Origin of the sequence: Sterolibacterium denitrificans, from assembly GCF_900174485.1 — a bacterium.
Classification (GTDB): Bacteria; Pseudomonadota; Gammaproteobacteria; order Burkholderiales; family Rhodocyclaceae; genus Sterolibacterium; species Sterolibacterium denitrificans.
Genome location: NZ_LT837803.1, coordinates 1,781,856 through 1,798,494, shown reverse-complemented (window position 1 = coordinate 1,798,494; position 16,639 = coordinate 1,781,856). Strand labels below are relative to the sequence as shown.

The window sequence follows — 16,639 nt, the reverse complement described above, 5'->3', positions numbered from 1 at the left end:
CTAATCAAAGTATTTGCCAAGCCATTCTCTCCAGTTGTCATGCAGAGGCCGCATGTGCGGTTTCGGGTCCACCACGCTGGGCGCGCGCAGCAGCGGAAACTGACGGGCAATCAGACGCAGGCTCTGCAGGGACGGGCTGCTGAGCAGCAGCTTCATCATCGGATAACGCCAGGACAGGCGGTCAACCATGTCGTTGGCTTCGTAGGGAATGTCGCCGATGCCGTCGCCATCGCGGTCCCAGCCCAGATAGTTGCTCCAGTAATTCCCCTGCTTCTCGCCCCAGGGCGTATCGCGGTTCGAGACGTAGCGGATCTGCACGCGGTTGGCGATGAAATCGTTTTCCTCGACGCTGTTATCCACCGAACCGGCCCACAGGTGCACGCCGACGTGGTTGTCGATCACCAGGTTGTGGCGCACCCTATTGAACTGCGAGTTGTAGATGAAGAAACCGCGCTGGTTGCCGGCCACCACATTGTCTTCGACGACGGAATTCTGCAAGGTGCGCAACATGATGCCGTGATCCGAATTCGCCCAGGCGTGGTTGTTGCGCACCGTCTGGTGACGCGCTTCCATCAGCGCCAGGCCGCCCCGGTTGTGATGGCTGTCGTTGTTTTCCCAGACGTTGAAATAGGAATTCATGTAATGCGTGCCGTAGCGCGCATGATGCAGGTGATTGCCGCGAAACACCGCATGGTGCGAGACATCCACGTACAGCGCGTCGCGGGTATAGCTGATCCGGTTGTCGATGATCCGCGCCCCGGTGGTGTTGTAGAGCTGGATGCCGTTGCCGCGCAGGATGGAAGCGTAATCGCGCTTGCCGGTGATGTTGTTGCCGCGCACCTCGACATCGTTGGCCTTTTCGATCCACATCCCGAACAGGTTGTAGGCCAGCACGCAGTTGAGCACCTTGGCGCGATGCGCGCCCGGCTGGATGTAGATGCCGGCGTTCTGTTTGATGCGGTCATCGCCGGAATCGGTGACGATCAAGCCGTCGAGCGTGACGTCCGGCGCAGTGATGCGGATGGTATCGCCCTCGAGGCCGCCGGCGATCGTCGGCCGCTGGATGCCGCGCAGCGTGAGCGGCTTGTCGATGAGGAGATTTTCCGCGTAATGCCCGCGGTCGATGAGCAAGGTATCCCCCGCCGCCGCTTGCGCAATGGCGGCGGCGATGGACTGGCCGGGCGCCACCGTCCACTCCCTGGCCAGCCCCGGCGGGCTGACGGCCAGCAGCATCCATCCGCCAGCCAGTGCCAGAAGGGCGCGAGACTGCCGACGGAAAACGCGCAGCATCAATAGAAGCCCTGCAATTCCGGCATGTTGCGGAGGATTTCCAGCACGCCCACCCATTTCATCAGCAGGAACAGCGCCACGCCGATGAGCAGGTTCTTCATCCCGACATAGGCCATCATGTCCGGCCAGCTCGCTTCGCGCAGCTTGCGGCCCCACCACGGCCCCTCCTTGACGTAAGGCTTGCAGTTCATGCGCTCGATGATTTCATAGACGCTCCAGGCCAGCCACCAGCCGAGGATGATGCCCGGCCCCAGCTTGCCCGCCGCGCCCAGCAGCCACAGCCAGGTCATCAGCACGGTGATACCGGCGATCAGCGCCTTGAAGAAGACATTGCGCGTGCGCACCTTGCCGCTCCAGGGAAACAGATGATCGGTGATCTCGCAATACAGGCGGGCGCCCAGACTCATCGGCTGTTCCTCGATGATGCCGCGCTCCAGCGGCGGCTGGCCCGCCTGCCCGGCGGTTTTCACCACATGGATGGGAATGTAGTAACCATCGGCGCCGATGGGTGTCAGCGGCTGGCCGGCCTTGCCGCGCGCCTTGCGTTCCTTGGCCAGCGGCGGGCAGGCGTGGTCGTCGTAATACATCACCATGCAGTCCAGACACAGCATGCACTCGCGCTGATCGATATTGCCAGCCGTGTCATGGATCGCCAGGGAATCGCAGCCTACCGCGCAGGCTTTGCAGGGGCCGCATTCATCCTTGCGCTTCAGGCCCCACCAGCGGAAAGTGGACGGAATCGCCAGGCTGGCGCCGAGCGGACACAGATACTTGCAGAAGAAACGCTCGACGAACATCGCCAGGATGAAGAGCACGCTGAAGTAAAGCACGAACGGCCAGGAGCGGTTCCACACGCCGACGAGGAAAGTGGTCTTGAACGGCTCGACTTCGGCGAGCTTCTCCGCCAGCCCCATCGAATAGAAGGAGACGAACAGCAGCCCGAGGAAAATGCCGTATTTCAGCCACTTCAGCTTGTCATGCACGGCCTGCGGCAACTTGAACTGAAAACGCTTGAGGCCCACCGCGCTGGCCACCTTGTAGAGAATTTCGCTCAACGCGCCATAGGGACACAGCCAGCCGCAGAACATGCCCCGGCCCCAGAAGAAGGTGGTGACGATGATGAAAATCCAGAACAGGAAAATGAAGGGATCCGAGAGGAACAAGCCCCACTGCCACTGGAAAAGAATGGAATGGAACCAGGTCAGCACCTGGGTGATCGAGGGCTGGGCCATCAGGTAAAAACCGGAAAAACCGATACTGCTCACCCACAGGGCGTAACGCGGGACCGACACCCAGAGCTTGTTCTTGCGGTTGGAGCGGCGCACCAGCTTGTCGCGCAAGGCATACACGATGCCCGCGCTCAACAGCAAGGCGATGAAGAAGGCAATTTCCACCTGCCTGGCCTTCCATACCTTGAGCCAGGTCGGATCGGGGCGCTTGAATTCGGGCCGGCCGCCTTCCAGATAGCGGGCGTTGGTCCAGTATTCATGCTCGAAGGTGGCAAAAGTCCGCTCGCCGGTATCCGGATCCATCTTGTTGCCCATGAACACCAGGTTCCATGGATACGCCGCCGAGAAGCTCGGACTGCGCATGATGAAGATGCCCGACTCGTGATACGCGGGCGCGCCGGCGGCCTGGATGCCGTAAAGATTGAGATAGTCCAGATCGCGGAAGGTCATGCTGTCGCCATCCTGGTTGATCTGGATGCGGTCGTAGATGCCGCCGCGCACGAAGCCCGAGCCCTTGAACGATTCCTTGCCATTGGCGATGATGAAGATGGCATGCTCGCCGGGCTTCAGGCGCGACATCAGACTGTTGTAAGCCGCATCGCCAAGGATGGAACGGCCGACCGAAGGAATGTCGAGATAGCCGAAATACATGTCGATGTAAGGCGCGGCGGCCGGCGGCAGGCCGACATCGGCAGTTTTCACGGTCAGGCGCTGGATGCTGCCTTCCTTGAGCAGTTGCGCCCAATCGAGTTTTTCATCCAGATCCAGCAGCTTGGCCTGGGGACGAATCTTGGGCTGGATGATGCCCACCTGCCTGGCGATTTCCTGCCCTGAACGCATCATCAACTGGTTCTGGGCAATCACCGTCACCGTCGCCCCGCTGATGGCGTCGACGCTGATCGCATCCGGATCGGAGTGCGAGCGGCCGATTTCCACCTTGTCGCCGACGAACTTGCCCAGGTACTGTTCCGTAAAGGCAATCAGCCTGGACTCGGGAATGCCCAGCAGCAGGATGGGTTCGGAATGACGCAGGATCCTGGAACCCGTGAATTTTCCGCTGCTGTCCATGCCGATCAGGGTAATCACGGGTTTGCCGGAGTAGGCCGGAATATCGACGATGTCGGTGGAGAGAAAGACATAGCCGAGCAATTGCTGCTTGCCATTCACGGTCTTGTACGCTTCGACATAGGCCGGCCGCCCCTGGCGCCGGGAGAAACTGTCGGCTCCCGGGATGACCTCCCGACAGGGTGCGTAGGCGCACAGGTCCGGATCGCTGTTGAGCTGCGGCGGCAGCGGCGCCTCGTAGGCATCGGCATGGGCCGACGACGGTGACAGCGGCAGCACAAACAGCATGAAGGCCGCCAGAACGGTAGCCAGCAGGGAGGTCGAGGGCTTCATGGTGAGCATTTCCACATTTCCAGCAAAAAACACAGTACGGCACTGCCATTGCGCATCGGCAAATATTAACGCCTGCTTATATGCCGAACCTTGCGCCAAATCAATTCGCGACAACCCGGAATTCTACAGCGCATCGGCCAGTGAAATCCTGTTTTCGGCCGCGCAACGGACGGGCATATGACAAAGGGGGCTTGCGCCCCCTTTTGTCTTTTTCGCTCTTTCGCCTGCGGCGATGGACGCTCATCCATCTTGCCGGCAGGCGGGACTTTCCACTTACTTCCTGACGATCATCCGGCCGCGCATCTCGAGGTGCAATGCGTGGCAGAAATGGGTGCAGTAGTACCAATAGACACCCGGCTTGTCCGCCTTGAAGGTGACCGAGCGAGTTTCGCCCGGGTTGACGATGAAGTTGATGTCATGCCTGGGCAGCGCAAAGCCGTGAGTCAGGTCTTCCACCTTGTCGAAGTTGGTGAGGAAGACGGTGACTTCATCACCCAGTTTGACTTCGAATTCACGCAGGCTGAACATCGGCGCCTGGGAACCGATATGCACGGTCACCTTGTTGCCGTTGCGTTCAACGCGCGACTCGCTGGCATCCTTGATGCCGGCCGGGAAGTCATCCGGGTTGTAGACTTGCTGAGCCTTGATGATGTCGCGGCGCATGATGATGAAGTCATGCGGCTCGGGCCACACCGGATGGTCGGCAACCAGGCGCATCTTTTCGCCGCTGATGTCGACCAGTTGCTCGCACTCGGGATGCAGCGGGCCGACCGGCAGGAAGCGCTCCTTGGAGAACTTGTTGCCCACACCCAGCCACTTGCCGTCGGCTTCCATGGTTTCCGACATCGAAGCATTGGTATGCCCCGGCTGGTAGGTCACATCCAGACGATCGACGACGTACTTGACGCTGGTATCGCCCTTGTAATACTTGATGGCGGCATCGACGTTCCACTTCACCATCTGGCTGTCGAGGAAGAGGGTGGTATAGGCATTGCCGCGGCCATCGAAAGCCGTATGCAGGGGGCCCAGACCGATTTCGACTTCGGCCACCACGCAATCCTTGGTCGAAGCGACATCGCCATTGAAAAAGCCGAGAACCTTTTCGAGTTCGATGACGGTCGCCGTCGGCGAGAGCTTGCCGGCGCTGATGAAATACTTGCCATCCGGGCTGGCATTCACCCCGTGCGGATTCTTCGGTACCGGCACATAGCAGGTCAGCGCCGTCTTGGGGTCGGGATTGCCGGCCTGGGTACCATCGACTACCGGCACCTTGGAGTCGCCGTAGGTGGTGAACTTGCCGTCCTTCACGGCCTGTTCGATGCGGGCGATGTTGAAGAACACGCAGGCGTCGTTCTCAGCCGACATCATGTCCTCGAAATGCACGCCGTTTTCAGTGTTGTACTGGTTGCAGGCAGCCAGCTTGCCGTCGAAGGACGAGGCGCACAGGTCCATGTTGCCATCGACGCGCACTTGCCAACGCACTTCCATGGTTTCGGCATCGACGCAGGTAAACAGCGCGCCGTACTTTTCCGGATTGTCGAGGTCGCGGCCGTCATTGGGCAGCGGAATGTGGAATTCGGCGCCGCAGAAAACGCGCGTGGTGTAGTTGATGTTGGGATCGACCGGGTCGCGCTTGTCCGGGAAAATGCCATGAAACCCCTGGACGTTGGGCAGTTCTGTGATCTTGTCGCACTCGAAGGTATCCAGGCGGACGCGCGCCAGACGGCTGTGGATCTTGTCATTCACCCAGGCATACTTGCCGTCGTAGGTGCCATTCTTGTAGGAAGCATGGACGTGATGCGTATCGCCGGTGCGGTATTTGAGATCGCCATTCGGCTTGGTGCCAAGAATTTTCTTCGATTCGTTGGTAATCCCCCAGCCGGTCAGCAGATCCGGATTGAACACCGGGATGCGCTTCAACTCACGGCCGGTCGGTATGCCATAGACGCGCATTTCGCCGGAATGGCCGCCCGACCAAAGGCCGTAATAATCGTCGAGTTCGCCGGGAGCACGCTCGACGCGCATGTCGCCCGCAGCGCCTGCGGCGGCAGCGCCGGGAGCGGAAGCAGCGCCGGTCGCCGGTGTCGTTTCCTGTTTGCAGGATGCCAGACCGACCGACAGCGTGGCACCAGCAAGACCGGTCAGAGCGGCAGTGTTGAGAAACTTGCGGCGACCCGGATCCTGCGGCACAGCCGCTTCGGCCTGCTCTTTTCCATTGACGGTGGTGTCGATGTTGTTATTGCTGGTCATTAAGATCTCCTTGCTTGAATGTAATTTTCCTCGTTCAAACCTGACATGCCGTCCCGACCAACCAAAGAGCTCATCGGACACGGATCGGACACAAATACGCCCTGCGACAAATCGCCGCATATTATGCTCAAACACTCATTAAAAAGGTTGACTAAAATCAAGGGCGACGAAATTTACAGGGCGCGACTCTGTAGGAATATCCTTGCCGACCGGCCGGCTGTTTGTGCGCCTGTCGCCATGGATATTGAACAAAACAAGCTACAAGCTTACGGGTAGGTAGGTGCTTCGATGAAAATTCGAGAAATCCTGAATGGCATGCCACTGTTCTCCGGACTCAGTGCGGAGCAACTGGAAATGCTGGCGCATGCCTCGCACAAGATGCGCTTCGGCAAGGCACAAACCCTATTGCGCGCCGGCCACGTTCCCGACGCGCTGTATCACGTACTGGCCGGACACCTCAAGCGCACGGTAACCTCCGGCAGCGGCGAGAAGGTGCTCGATCTCGTATTTCCCGGACAAAGCTTCGGCGAAGCGGAGTTGCTTGCGGAGCGTCCCAGCGTTTCCGATGCCGTTGCCATCGAACCCGGCCTGCTGCTCTGTATCGACGCGCGCGCACTGCGTGAAGTCGTCAGGACGAGCCAGCCGCTCGCCTTGCGCCTGCTGGCGAATCTGGCGCAGCGCCAGATCGACACGGAAACCGACGTCCTCGCCAGCCGCTCCCTGAACGGCTGTCAGCGCAGCCTCGATTACCTGATACTCCAGGCAGGCGGCCTGAGCGGGGCGCGCGGCGAGACGCGGCTGGTGCTGCCCACCAGCAAGCAGCTCATTGCCGCGCGTCTGGGTCTGACGCCGGAAACTTTCTCGCGCAGCCTGCGCGAGTTGTTCGATGCCGGCCTGATCGTCGTCGATGGCCGCCATATCCTGCTGCAGAATGAACGGATCATCCGCAACCTCCTCGGCCACGCCGGCGGCCATGCGCAGGACTGGAGCCACGACTGCAACCGTCCCCACGCCCTGCGCAATGTCGTGCTGCCGGGTGATGCCCGCCTGCCGCATCGCGTTTCGCAAGGCACGACCAACAAGGCCGCCCGCTTGCGCATGCTTTCGCAGCGCATGGCGAAATCCTGGTTGATGCTGGGACGCAACGTCCTGCCGCAGCGGGCGCGCAGCATGCTGAACCAATCGGTCGATGAATTCGAACAGCAACTCGGCGAACTGGCCGGGCTGTCCGTCAGCAAGGAAGTACGCGCCGCCCACGGCACGGTGCTGGCGCTCTGGCAATCCTACAAGGTTTTGCTCGACAGCCCGCCAACGCCGCAGAATGCCCGGAAACTCTTCAGCCTGAATGAAAAAGTGCTGTCGGCCGCGCATCACCTGATGCTGGCTTTCGAAGACAGCACGAACGCCCACGACGACCGGCTGCTCGCGCTCGCCAGCCGCGGACGCCTGCTGTCGCAGCGCATGGCGAAGTTCTACATGTTCCTCGAATGGAAGCCGTACGGCATCAGCAGCAGCAAATGCCAGGACGAATTGCGCCACGCCATGCAGGAATTCGAAACCGGCCTGGCCCTGCTGATCGAGGAAGTGCGCGATCATCCGCAGATTCGCAGCCAGATCGATCATGCGATGCGGCAGTGGCACTTCATGCGCTCCGCATTGTCCGACGCGGAACACGACGCCCCGGATCATCTCACGGCGACGGTGTGCACCTTCAGCGAACGCCTGCTGAAGAAAATGGATACCGCAATCGCGCTGTACGAGAAAAAACAGGCTGCCTGAACACGGGGCGACTCAGCCCCGTATGCCGTCCTTGAGCGTGCCGCCCCAACTCCGGCAATGGCCTAACGCCAGACCGCCTTGCATTTGTCGATTTCCTCGTCGGACATGACGGGCCTGATGACGCATTGCCGCTCCAGGGCCTCGCGCTGGCGCGCCTTCTCGCTCACTTCGAACGCCCGCACCCGCTTGCGCGCGGCAAGTTCTTCAGAGACAAGTTTGGCGGCCACCTCGGCCGCCGCCCGACGTCTGGCCTCGGCCTGCTGCGCCTCCTCCTCGGCCATTTCGGGCTCCGATGCGACGGCTGCCGATACCGCAGAGGCAGACTCCTCAGTCTGGCCAGTTTCGGCCACGTCCTGGGCGAATGCCGGAGTTGCCGAAGCTACCGCCAGCAGCAATGACATGCCAAACACCAATCTCGATCCGGAAGCGATGATTTTCACGATCATTTTCCTTTCATTCCATGGCATCTACGCATCGTTATCGTTATCGTCACCGCGCCAATCATAGTGCGGCGGACTGGCCGTGTCGATCATCGGCACGGCGATCTCAAACCGGCAACTTCTTGCCGGGCAACTGCGTCCCCTTGCGCGCGCGCTGGCCCAGGTATTTGGCGAATTCCTCGCCGCGCAAGGTCAGCGGTGCGATCTTGTTGCGCTCACGGCAATTCAAGGTCAGGCTCAGCCCGTCGCAGTAGCCGCAGGCGGCCAGCGTGCTGCCTTTCTCCAGGCTTTGCAGGATGATGCCCCTTCCCTTGGCAAGCGTCTTGATTTCCGCCGCATCGAACACCAGCAAACGGCCGCTGCTGCTGGCAGACCAGACATGCGTGGCATGGCTCGCGGGTACCGGCACCGGCGGCAGCGGCGTTTCACCCGCATCGAGGCTCATGAAGGCCTTGCCCGCCTTGACGCGGCTGACGAGATCGCCAACGCTGGCGACGAAGCCGTAGCCAGCGCTGTTGGCAAAGAGGAAACGCGCTTCGGGCGAGGCCGAAATGGCCTGGGCGCGCTGGCCGCCATCCTGCAGATCGATCAGGGTGGCCAGCGGCACGCCATCTCCCTTGCCGCCGGGAATCGCCGACACGGGAATGCTGTAGGCCCGGCCATTGGTATCGATGATGACCAGCGGCCAGGTGGTACGCGTCTCGAAAACCGCAAAGCCCTCGTCGCCCGTCTTGTAGCCGATGCTCTCGGCAGCAATCCCGTGGCCCTGGCGCGAGCGCAGCCAGCCGGCCCTGGACAGGATCACCGTTACCGGCTCGTCGGGCACGCTGGTCTTCGGGTCGCCGCGACTGCTGCTCGTCGAGGCATCTTCCTCGATCAGCGTGCGCCGCGCATCGCCGTGGGTTTTCGCATCCGCCTCGATTTCCTTGATGATGGCGCGGGTCATGGCGCTGCGGTTGTCGAGCAGGTTTTGCAGGGTGCTGCGCTCCAGATACAGCTCACCGAGTTCCTTCTCGATCTTGATGCCCTCGAGACGGGCAAGCTGGCGCAGGCGAATTTCGAGGATGTCTTCGGCCTGAATCTCGCTGAGGCTGAATTTCGCCATCAAATCCTGCTTCGGCGCGTCGGACTCGCGGATCACGCGGATCACCTCCTCGATGCGCAGGAAGGCGATCATCCGCCCCTGCAGGATGTGGATGCGACGATCCACCTCGTCGAGGCGGAAGCGCGTGCGGCGCTCGACGGTGGCGTAACGGAAATCCACCCATTCGGCGAGAATCTGGCGCAGATTCTTCTGCTGCGGATTGCCGTCACGGCCGATCATCGTCAGGTTGATGGAAGCCGAGGTCTCCAGCGAAGTATTGGCAAGCAGCACCGCCATGAAATCGGCGACCTGGATGCGCGAGGAGCGCGGTTCGAGGATCAGGCGCACGGCCTCGGCATCGCTCGACTCGTCGCGCGCCACGTCGAGCACCGCCAGCACGGCGGCCTTGAGGTTTTTCTGCTCCTGGGTGATCTCCTTCCTGCCGGCCCTGGGCTGCGGATTGGAGAGCGACTCGATTTCCGCCATCACCTGCGCCACCGAAACGCCATGCGGCAGCTCGTTGACGATGACGCGCCACTGGCCGCGCGCCATCTCCTCGACGCGCCAGCGGGCGCGCAGGCGCAGGCTGCCGCGCCCGCTTTCGTAGGCATCCTGGATCACGGATGCGGCCGAGATGATCTGGCCGCCGCCGGGGAAATCCGGCCCCCGGACATGGGCCAGCAGATCGGCCACCGACGACTGCGGATTGCGAATCAGATGGATGGCCGCCTGGGCGACTTCGTTGAGGTTGTGCGGTGGAATCTCCGTCGCCATGCCGACGGCGATCCCCGAAGCGCCATTAAGCAGCGTAAACGGCAGGCGCGCCGGCAGCAGAGCCGGCTCCTCGAAGCTGCCATCGTAATTCGGACGAAAATCCACCGTGCCGCGATGCACTTCGGACAGCAGCAGCTCCGCAATCGGCGTCAGACGAATTTCCGTGTAGCGCATCGCCGCCGCGCCGTCGCCATCGCGCGAGCCGAAGTTGCCCTGGCCGTCGGCCAGCGGATAGCGCAGGCTGAAGTCCTGGGCGATGCGCACCATGGCGTCGTAGACCGAGGAATCGCCGTGCGGATGCAGCTTGCCCAGCACGTCGCCGACGACCCGCGCCGATTTGACGTGCTTGGCGCCGGCATTCAGGCGCATCTCGTTCATCGCATACAGGATGCGCCGCTGCACCGGCTTCTGGCCGTCCTCGACCTGCGGCAGGGCGCGGCTCTTGACCACCGACATGGCGTAGGCCAGATAGGCGCGCTCGGCAAACAAATCCAGCGGCGCCGCATCCTCGGGAAGCTCGGCGGGAGGTTCTGGAGGCGCTGGCGGCACAATGCCTGAGGCCGGCGCGGCAGCGGTTACTGAAACATCTGAAGCGTCAAAAAGATCGGGAGTATCGTCGTTCATCGTGATTCGTGTCGGATTGCACAATGCGAAAGAGGCATGGCCAGCCTCCTAAAGGAGACTGCAAGTCTAGCAGTCTAGCGGGAAGAAACCGATAGCCTCCGATCTCCTCCAGTCTCCTCGTTGAGCCATGCGACGACAATCTCCCCAAAGAACCCCGCAACAAGATATCCAGACACGATACATTTTTCAGTCTGCTGGAGTATGCTGCTGGCACGTCTAATCCCGGTTGATTTTTTGGAGAAAAAATATCATGCCAGCTCAGCTTGCCCCCTTTTTTCCCATTATCTATGTTCGTGGCTACGCGATGACCTCGGGCGAAATCGCCGAGACGACGTCCTCGCCGTACATGGGCTTCAACCTCGGATCGACGAAGGTACGGCAATCCTGGGACAAGAAAGTCCAGCGGCACATCTTCGAATCGCCGCTGATCCGGCTGATGAAAGAGTACGGCTATCGAGACAGCTTTTCCGACGGCAGCGAACTGGAAGACAGGCTTCCAACGAAAAGCATCATCATTTACCGCTACTATGAAACCGCCGATACCGATATCGGCAGCGGGAAGACGCTATCCATTCCCGAAGCGGCAGCAGGCCTGAAGGTCCTGATCCACACGGTCAAGCAGCAAGTCTGCGGCGACGACAAGGATCTCCACAAGCAATTCAAGGTACATCTGGTGGCCCACTCGATGGGAGGCTTGATCGTACGAAGCTTCCTGCAAAACGACAAGATCAGCAACAAAGCGGACCGCGCCCTGGTCGCCAAGGTGTTCACGTACGCCACGCCGCATAACGGCATTGACATGGCCGGTGTCAATGTTCCCGGCATTCTGGGACTGTGGGACATCAACAACTTCAATCGCAAGAAGATTGCCGAGTTCCTCGGTTTGTCCGGCAAACCGGAACGGGTCGATTCACTCGATGGCAAATTCGATCCGCAGCGATTTTTCTGCTTCGTCGGCACGAATCATCGCGACTACGATGTTGCAAAAGGTCTTTCAAGAGCCCTGGCCGGAGAGATGAGCGACGGACTGGTCAAAATAGAAAACGCGACCGTCGCCGATGCCCCGCGCGCCTTTGCCTATCGCAGCCATAGCGGCCACTATGGCATCGTCAATTCGGAAGAAGGCTATCAGAACCTCGTGCGTTTTCTTTTTGGCGACGTGCGGGCCGATGGCAGCTTGACGGTCGAAGCGCTGCCACTGCCGCCATCGGTGCAGAAAGCCAAGGATGAAGGGCGTGAAATCCGCGCGTCCTATTATTTCGAGGCCACCGTTGCGCCACGCGGCGCGTTCAGTTTCCGGCTCACGGAAAGACGCCGGGATACCTTCAGCGCAATTCTTCGCAGCTATGACGAACTGCTTCGCGCCGACCAAACCAATCTCGCCGCCCCCCGCTCCCCCGTTCTGTTTTCGGTTTTTCTGGACACGACCAAAATCACGGTTGGACACACCCTCGTCTTCTCGCTGGAACTGGCCGTTTCCTCCACCGGCTACACCATCGACAAGAAATTCTGGCCCGATCAGCACGTGGAGGGAGAGTATCTATTCCGTGACACGCTCATCATCCGGATCACCCGCACCGCAGAAGGGTTCAACGTTCGCTACCTGAATACGAACGAAAAATGGAGCGAGGCCACAGGCACCCTGGCGAACAAGACTGCCGATGGCTATACCGTTCCCTTGTCTTCAAACAAGGGCTTCAAGGGCAATCTCCAACTCGCAGTGCAGAGCCTGTAGAACCTGTAAAGCCTGCCGACCGACGGTCGATGACCGCCGCAAAATCCCCGGTGCGTTCGCTTGCGAAGCCGTCGGTGGCTTGATCAGTTCGTCGTCAACGGCCGATCATCGTCCGCATTCTCCAGTCAATGCGGACGATGGCTGATCAAGCGCCGTTATCTCCGCGCCTTCGAGGCGTCAATGGCTCGACGAGCCAAGGAAGGCGCATCGACCCGTTACGGCTTCACTGCGATCTTCAGCACGCCGTCGCGCTGATTGGCGAACAGCTCGTAGGCGGCGACGATGTCGTCGAGCTTGTACTGGTGGGTGACCAATACGCCCAGATCGAGGCGGTTTGCGGCGATCACGTTCATCAGCCGACGCATGCGCTCCTTGCCGCCGGGGCACAGCGCGGTGCGGATCGTATGATCACCCAGGCCGGCCGCGAAGTTGGCCAGCGGGATCGCCAGGTCTTCCGAATACACGCCCAGGCTGGACAGCGTACCGCCCGGCTTGAGCACTTTCAACGACTGACTCCAGGTGAGCTGGGTGCCCAGCGCCTCGATGGAACTGTCGGCGCCGCGGCCGTTGGTGAGCTTCATCACCTCATCCACTACGTCGCAGTTGCGGAAGTTCAACGTCACGTCCGCGCCCATCTTCTTGGCGATCCCCAGGCGGTGGTCGTTGCCATCCACGGCGATGATGGTGGTCGCACCCAGCAGACGTGCGCCGGCGGCGGCGCACAGGCCGATCGGCCCCTGGGCGAACACCACCACGGTGTCGCCGAGCTTGATGTTGGCGTTCTCCGCGCCCTTGAAGCCGGTGGACATGATGTCCGGACACATCAGCACCTGCTCGTCGGTCAGCCCGTCGGGAATCGGCGCGAGATTGGCCTGGGCGTCGGGCACCAGCACGTATTCGGCCTGCGTGCCGTCGATCAGGTTGCCGAAGCGCCAGCCGGCGGTGGCCTTGTAGCCGTGGTGGCCGCACTTCCCGCTCAGGATCAGGTAGCTGCCGTCCTGCGAAGGCGCGCCGTCCTGGGCAGCGTAGCTGTTGAAATTCGGGCAGATCGCCCCGGCGATGACGCGCTGGCCCTCGACATAACCCTGCACCGCACTGCCCAGTTTCTCGATCACGCCAACCGGCTCGTGGCCGATGGTCAGACCCGGCACGACCGGATACTCACCCTTGAGGATGTGCACGTCGGTACCGCAAATGGTGGTGGTGGTGATGCGGATCAGCGCATCGTTGGGGCCAATGTCCGGGATCGGCTTGTCCACCAGTTCGATACGGCCGGGCGCCACGAAAACCGTTGCTTTCATCATGCTCATGAAGTTCTCCTCTTTTTCGCAAAGAAACCAAGTCACAGTATAGGCCGCATACTGCATAGGCCGGCACCGCCGGATGACTCTTTCCTCACGGCGATACCATGCCGAGACAAGGCTGAGGCAAGGTTGAAGCAGAACGAACTTGTCGAGAGTGTGCGCCGGTGCGTCCATACGCCCGTAGCCCGCACGCTCATACTGAGCACGCAAGAAAAAACCCTGCAGGCCATTGTGCCTACAGGGTTTTATGTTGGCGGAGTGGACGGGACTCGAACCCGCGACCCCCGGCGTGACAGGCCGGTATTCTAACCAACTGAACTACCACTCCGCGCCAAAGCTGCTGGATTTCCGGCGATTCGTGCCTTGATACCTTAGTACGATTCGTGCCTTGGTACCTTGAAACCCAAAGAGCTGCCATTTTCTGCTGATTTGGCAACGCTTTTGTTTGGCGACCCCACGGGGATTCGAACCCCGGTTCATACCGTGAAAGGGTATTGTCCTAGGCCTCTAGACGATGGGGTCAATACGCTTTTGCTGCTGTGCTGCCGGTTTGCTGCCTGACTGCCGCCAGCAAAGACCGGCATTATATTGCGTCTCTGCTGTTTTTTGCAACTTTTGTACAACTTTCACTACCAGATCCTGGTAGGCGCGATTGGACTCGAACCAACGACCCCCACCATGTCAAGGTGGTGCTCTAACCAGCTGAGCTACGCGCCTGAAGAGCTGCGCATTCTAGCAACACATTCCATGCCGCGCAACGGAAATTTCAAAAATTCTCGTACTTTTGGCGTTGTCGTTTTTCAACCCGCGCCCAGTATCTGCCTGATCTGCTCCAGCGTGCCGGGATCGTCGATGCTGGTCAGATCGCCCGGATCGCGGCCTTCGGCCAGCGCCTGGATGGAACGGCGCAACATTTTTCCGGAACGCGTTTTGGGCAGACCGGAGACGAAATGTACGCGCGCCGGCCGGGCGATCGCGCCGAGCAGACTGTCGACCGTGGCCATCACTTCCTGCTCGAGCTGCCGGCGCCCTTCCACGGTGGCCGTCCGGGCGGGTTCCTTGACGACGGCGAAAGCCATGGGCAACTGGCCCTTGAGCGCATCCGTGACGCCGACGACGGCAACTTCGGCAATGGCAGCGTGCGCCTGCACGGCTTCCTCGATTTCCCGGGTGCCCAGGCGATGGCCGGCCACGTTGATCACGTCATCGGTACGCCCGAGGATGCTGTAATAACCGTCTTCATCGCGGATTCCCCAATCGAACGAGGAATACACCAGGGGTTCCTTGAAAAGCGAGAAATAGGTACTGACGAAACGCGCATCATCGCCCCATACCGTCGTCAGGCAGCCGGGAGGCAGCGGCGGAAGTATGCCGACCACACCCTTTTCATTGACGGCCGCCTCGCTGCCGTCTTCGCGGAACAGCTTGAGGTTGTAGCCATAGACCGGAAAGGCCGGTGAGCCGAACTTGATCGGCGTCTCCTCGACGCCCGGCACCGGAGAGAGCATCGGCCAGCCGGTCTCGGTCTGCCAGTAGTTGTCGATCACCGGCTTTTGCAGGGCCGCCATGATCCATTCATGCGTCGGCTGATCGAGCGGTTCGCCCGCCAGGTAGAGACGTTCGAGCGAAGACAGATCGTATTTGCGCAAGTATTCCGGATCCTGCTTTTTCAGCACACGGATGGCCGTCGGCGCGCTGAACATCACATTCACCCGATGATCCTGGACGATCTTCCACCAGATACCGGGGTCGGGCCGAATCGGCGTGCCTTCGTACATCACCGTTGCCATGCCGGCCAGCAACGGGCCGTAGATGATGTAGGAATGCCCCACCACCCAGCCGATGTCCGAAGTCGAGAAGAACGTCCCGCCCGCCTCGCCGCAATAGATGCGCTTGACCGACGAGGCGAGCGCGACCGCATAACCGCCGACGTCGCGCTGCACGCCCTTGGGCTTGCCGGTGGTGCCGGAGGTGTACAGGATATAGGACGGCTCGCCGGATTCCAGCCAGGTGACCGGCACCTGCGCCGCCATGTGCTTTGCGCGCAGCGCCGCGTAATCGGCATCGCGCCCGGCAACGCGCTTCATTTCCTCGATACCGCGATCCACCAGCAGCACCCTGGCCGGTGGAAACTGCGCCAGCGCGCAGGCTTCGTCAACCAGCGGCTTGTAGGCGATGGCCCGGCCGCCGCGCATGCCGGCATCGGCAGAAATCAGCAACGCCGGGCGGGCATCGTCGATGCGCGTGGCCAGCGAGGCGGCGGCAAAACCGCCGAAGACCACCGAATGAATCGCACCGATGCGCGCGCAGGCGAGCATCGCAAAACAGGCCTCGGGAATCATCGGCATGTAGATCAGCACCCTGTCGCCCTTGCCGACGCCCAGTTCCTGCAGGATGGCGGCCATGCGCATGACCTCCTGCTGCAACTGGCGAAAACTGTAGACCCGTTCCGTTCCGGTCTCGGTCGAGATGTAAATCAGCGCCCGCGCATCCGGCCGCACCGCGGCATGACGGTCGACGGCGTTGTGGCAAAGATTGGTCTCGCCGCCGACGAACCAGCGGGCAAAGGGCGGCCGCGAATCATCGAGTATCTGGCGCGGCGGCACGTGCCAATCGATCAATGCGGCCTCATCCGCCCAGAAAGCCTCGGGCTGCTCGATGGAGCGACGATAGAAACTCAGGTATTTCTGGTACTTGTCCATGATCCCCACCTTTCTGTCGCAGTTCCGGCA

9 protein-coding genes and 3 tRNA genes are annotated in these 16,639 nt (G+C 61.0%); 2 read left to right on the top strand and 10 right to left on the bottom strand.

Annotation, left to right across the window (positions count from 1 at the left end):
* The 3 genes from SDENCHOL_RS08230 to nosZ form a co-directional block, all read right to left on the bottom strand.
* The gene (locus tag SDENCHOL_RS08230) at positions 1-1,233 is read right to left on the bottom strand and encodes a nitrous oxide reductase family maturation protein NosD (RefSeq protein ID WP_154716791.1); all 1,233 of its coding nucleotides are present in this window, start codon (positions 1,231-1,233) and stop codon (positions 1-3) included.
* Positions 1,234-1,289: 56 nt separating this feature from the next.
* Positions 1,290-3,926, bottom strand: a complete 2,637-nt coding sequence (locus SDENCHOL_RS08225) for a 4Fe-4S binding protein (RefSeq protein ID WP_172955039.1) — start codon at positions 3,924-3,926, stop codon at positions 1,290-1,292.
* Positions 3,927-4,190: 264 nt separating this feature from the next.
* Positions 4,191-6,167 carry a TAT-dependent nitrous-oxide reductase gene (gene nosZ, locus SDENCHOL_RS08220; protein ID WP_154716790.1) on the bottom strand — a complete coding sequence of 659 codons (1,977 nt, stop codon included), beginning with the start codon at positions 6,165-6,167 and terminating at the stop codon, positions 4,191-4,193.
* Positions 6,168-6,482: 315 nt separating this feature from the next.
* Here nosZ and SDENCHOL_RS08215 point away from each other — a divergent pair, with 315 nt between their 5' ends.
* Positions 6,483-7,946, top strand: a complete 1,464-nt coding sequence (locus SDENCHOL_RS08215) for a cyclic nucleotide-binding domain-containing protein (RefSeq protein ID WP_231912948.1) — start codon at positions 6,483-6,485, stop codon at positions 7,944-7,946.
* Positions 7,947-8,008: 62 nt separating this feature from the next.
* Here the strand turns inward: SDENCHOL_RS08215 and SDENCHOL_RS08210 are convergent, their stop codons facing one another.
* Together SDENCHOL_RS08210 and parC are read right to left on the bottom strand one after the other, a co-directional pair.
* Positions 8,009-8,392, bottom strand: coding sequence for a hypothetical protein (locus SDENCHOL_RS08210; RefSeq protein ID WP_154716788.1), 384 nt, complete (start codon positions 8,390-8,392; stop codon positions 8,009-8,011).
* Between the two features lie 100 nt (positions 8,393-8,492).
* Entirely contained in the window at positions 8,493-10,868 is a 2,376-nt protein-coding gene (gene parC / locus SDENCHOL_RS08205) for a DNA topoisomerase IV subunit A (protein ID WP_154716787.1), read from the bottom strand.
* Positions 10,869-11,118: 250 nt separating this feature from the next.
* Between parC and SDENCHOL_RS08200 the strand changes: the two genes are divergently transcribed.
* Positions 11,119-12,603 (top strand): esterase/lipase family protein, encoded by a 1,485-nt coding sequence (locus tag SDENCHOL_RS08200; protein ID WP_154716786.1) that lies wholly within the window; start codon positions 11,119-11,121, stop codon positions 12,601-12,603.
* Positions 12,604-12,818: 215 nt separating this feature from the next.
* Here the strand turns inward: SDENCHOL_RS08200 and SDENCHOL_RS08195 are convergent, their stop codons facing one another.
* From SDENCHOL_RS08195 to SDENCHOL_RS08175, 5 genes are all read right to left on the bottom strand, one after another.
* Entirely contained in the window at positions 12,819-13,913 is a 1,095-nt protein-coding gene (locus tag SDENCHOL_RS08195) for an NAD(P)-dependent alcohol dehydrogenase (RefSeq protein ID WP_154716785.1), read from the bottom strand.
* Positions 13,914-14,158: 245 nt separating this feature from the next.
* A tRNA-Asp gene (locus SDENCHOL_RS08190) sits at positions 14,159-14,235 on the bottom strand.
* 118 nt (positions 14,236-14,353) lie between these two features.
* Positions 14,354-14,429 (bottom strand) — tRNA-Glu (locus tag SDENCHOL_RS08185).
* Between the two features lie 118 nt (positions 14,430-14,547).
* A tRNA-Val gene (locus SDENCHOL_RS08180) sits at positions 14,548-14,624 on the bottom strand.
* 83 nt (positions 14,625-14,707) lie between these two features.
* The gene (locus SDENCHOL_RS08175; protein ID WP_154716784.1) at positions 14,708-16,609 is read right to left on the bottom strand and encodes a propionate--CoA ligase; all 1,902 of its coding nucleotides are present in this window, start codon (positions 16,607-16,609) and stop codon (positions 14,708-14,710) included.
* Positions 16,610-16,639: the final 30 nt, after the last annotated feature.

What these genes read in the sequence shown, in the direction of transcription:
- SDENCHOL_RS08195 (WP_154716785.1), bottom strand. Translation starts at nt 13,913, where the DNA reads ATGAGCATGATGAAAGCAACGGTTTTCGTGGCGCCCGGCCGTATCGAA.
- SDENCHOL_RS08200 (WP_154716786.1), top strand. Translation starts at nt 11,119, where the DNA reads ATGCCAGCTCAGCTTGCCCCCTTTTTTCCCATTATCTATGTTCGTGGC.
- SDENCHOL_RS08230 (WP_154716791.1), bottom strand. Translation starts at nt 1,233, where the DNA reads ATGCTGCTGGCCGTCAGCCCGCCGGGGCTGGCCAGGGAGTGGACGGTG.
- SDENCHOL_RS08175 (WP_154716784.1), bottom strand. Translation starts at nt 16,609, where the DNA reads ATGGACAAGTACCAGAAATACCTGAGTTTCTATCGTCGCTCCATCGAG.
- parC (WP_154716787.1), bottom strand. Translation starts at nt 10,868, where the DNA reads ATGAACGACGATACTCCCGATCTTTTTGACGCTTCAGATGTTTCAGTA.
- nosZ (WP_154716790.1), bottom strand. Translation starts at nt 6,167, where the DNA reads ATGACCAGCAATAACAACATCGACACCACCGTCAATGGAAAAGAGCAG.
- SDENCHOL_RS08210 (WP_154716788.1), bottom strand. Translation starts at nt 8,392, where the DNA reads ATGATCGTGAAAATCATCGCTTCCGGATCGAGATTGGTGTTTGGCATG.
- SDENCHOL_RS08215 (WP_231912948.1), top strand. Translation starts at nt 6,483, where the DNA reads ATGCCACTGTTCTCCGGACTCAGTGCGGAGCAACTGGAAATGCTGGCG.
- SDENCHOL_RS08225 (WP_172955039.1), bottom strand. Translation starts at nt 3,926, where the DNA reads ATGCTCACCATGAAGCCCTCGACCTCCCTGCTGGCTACCGTTCTGGCG.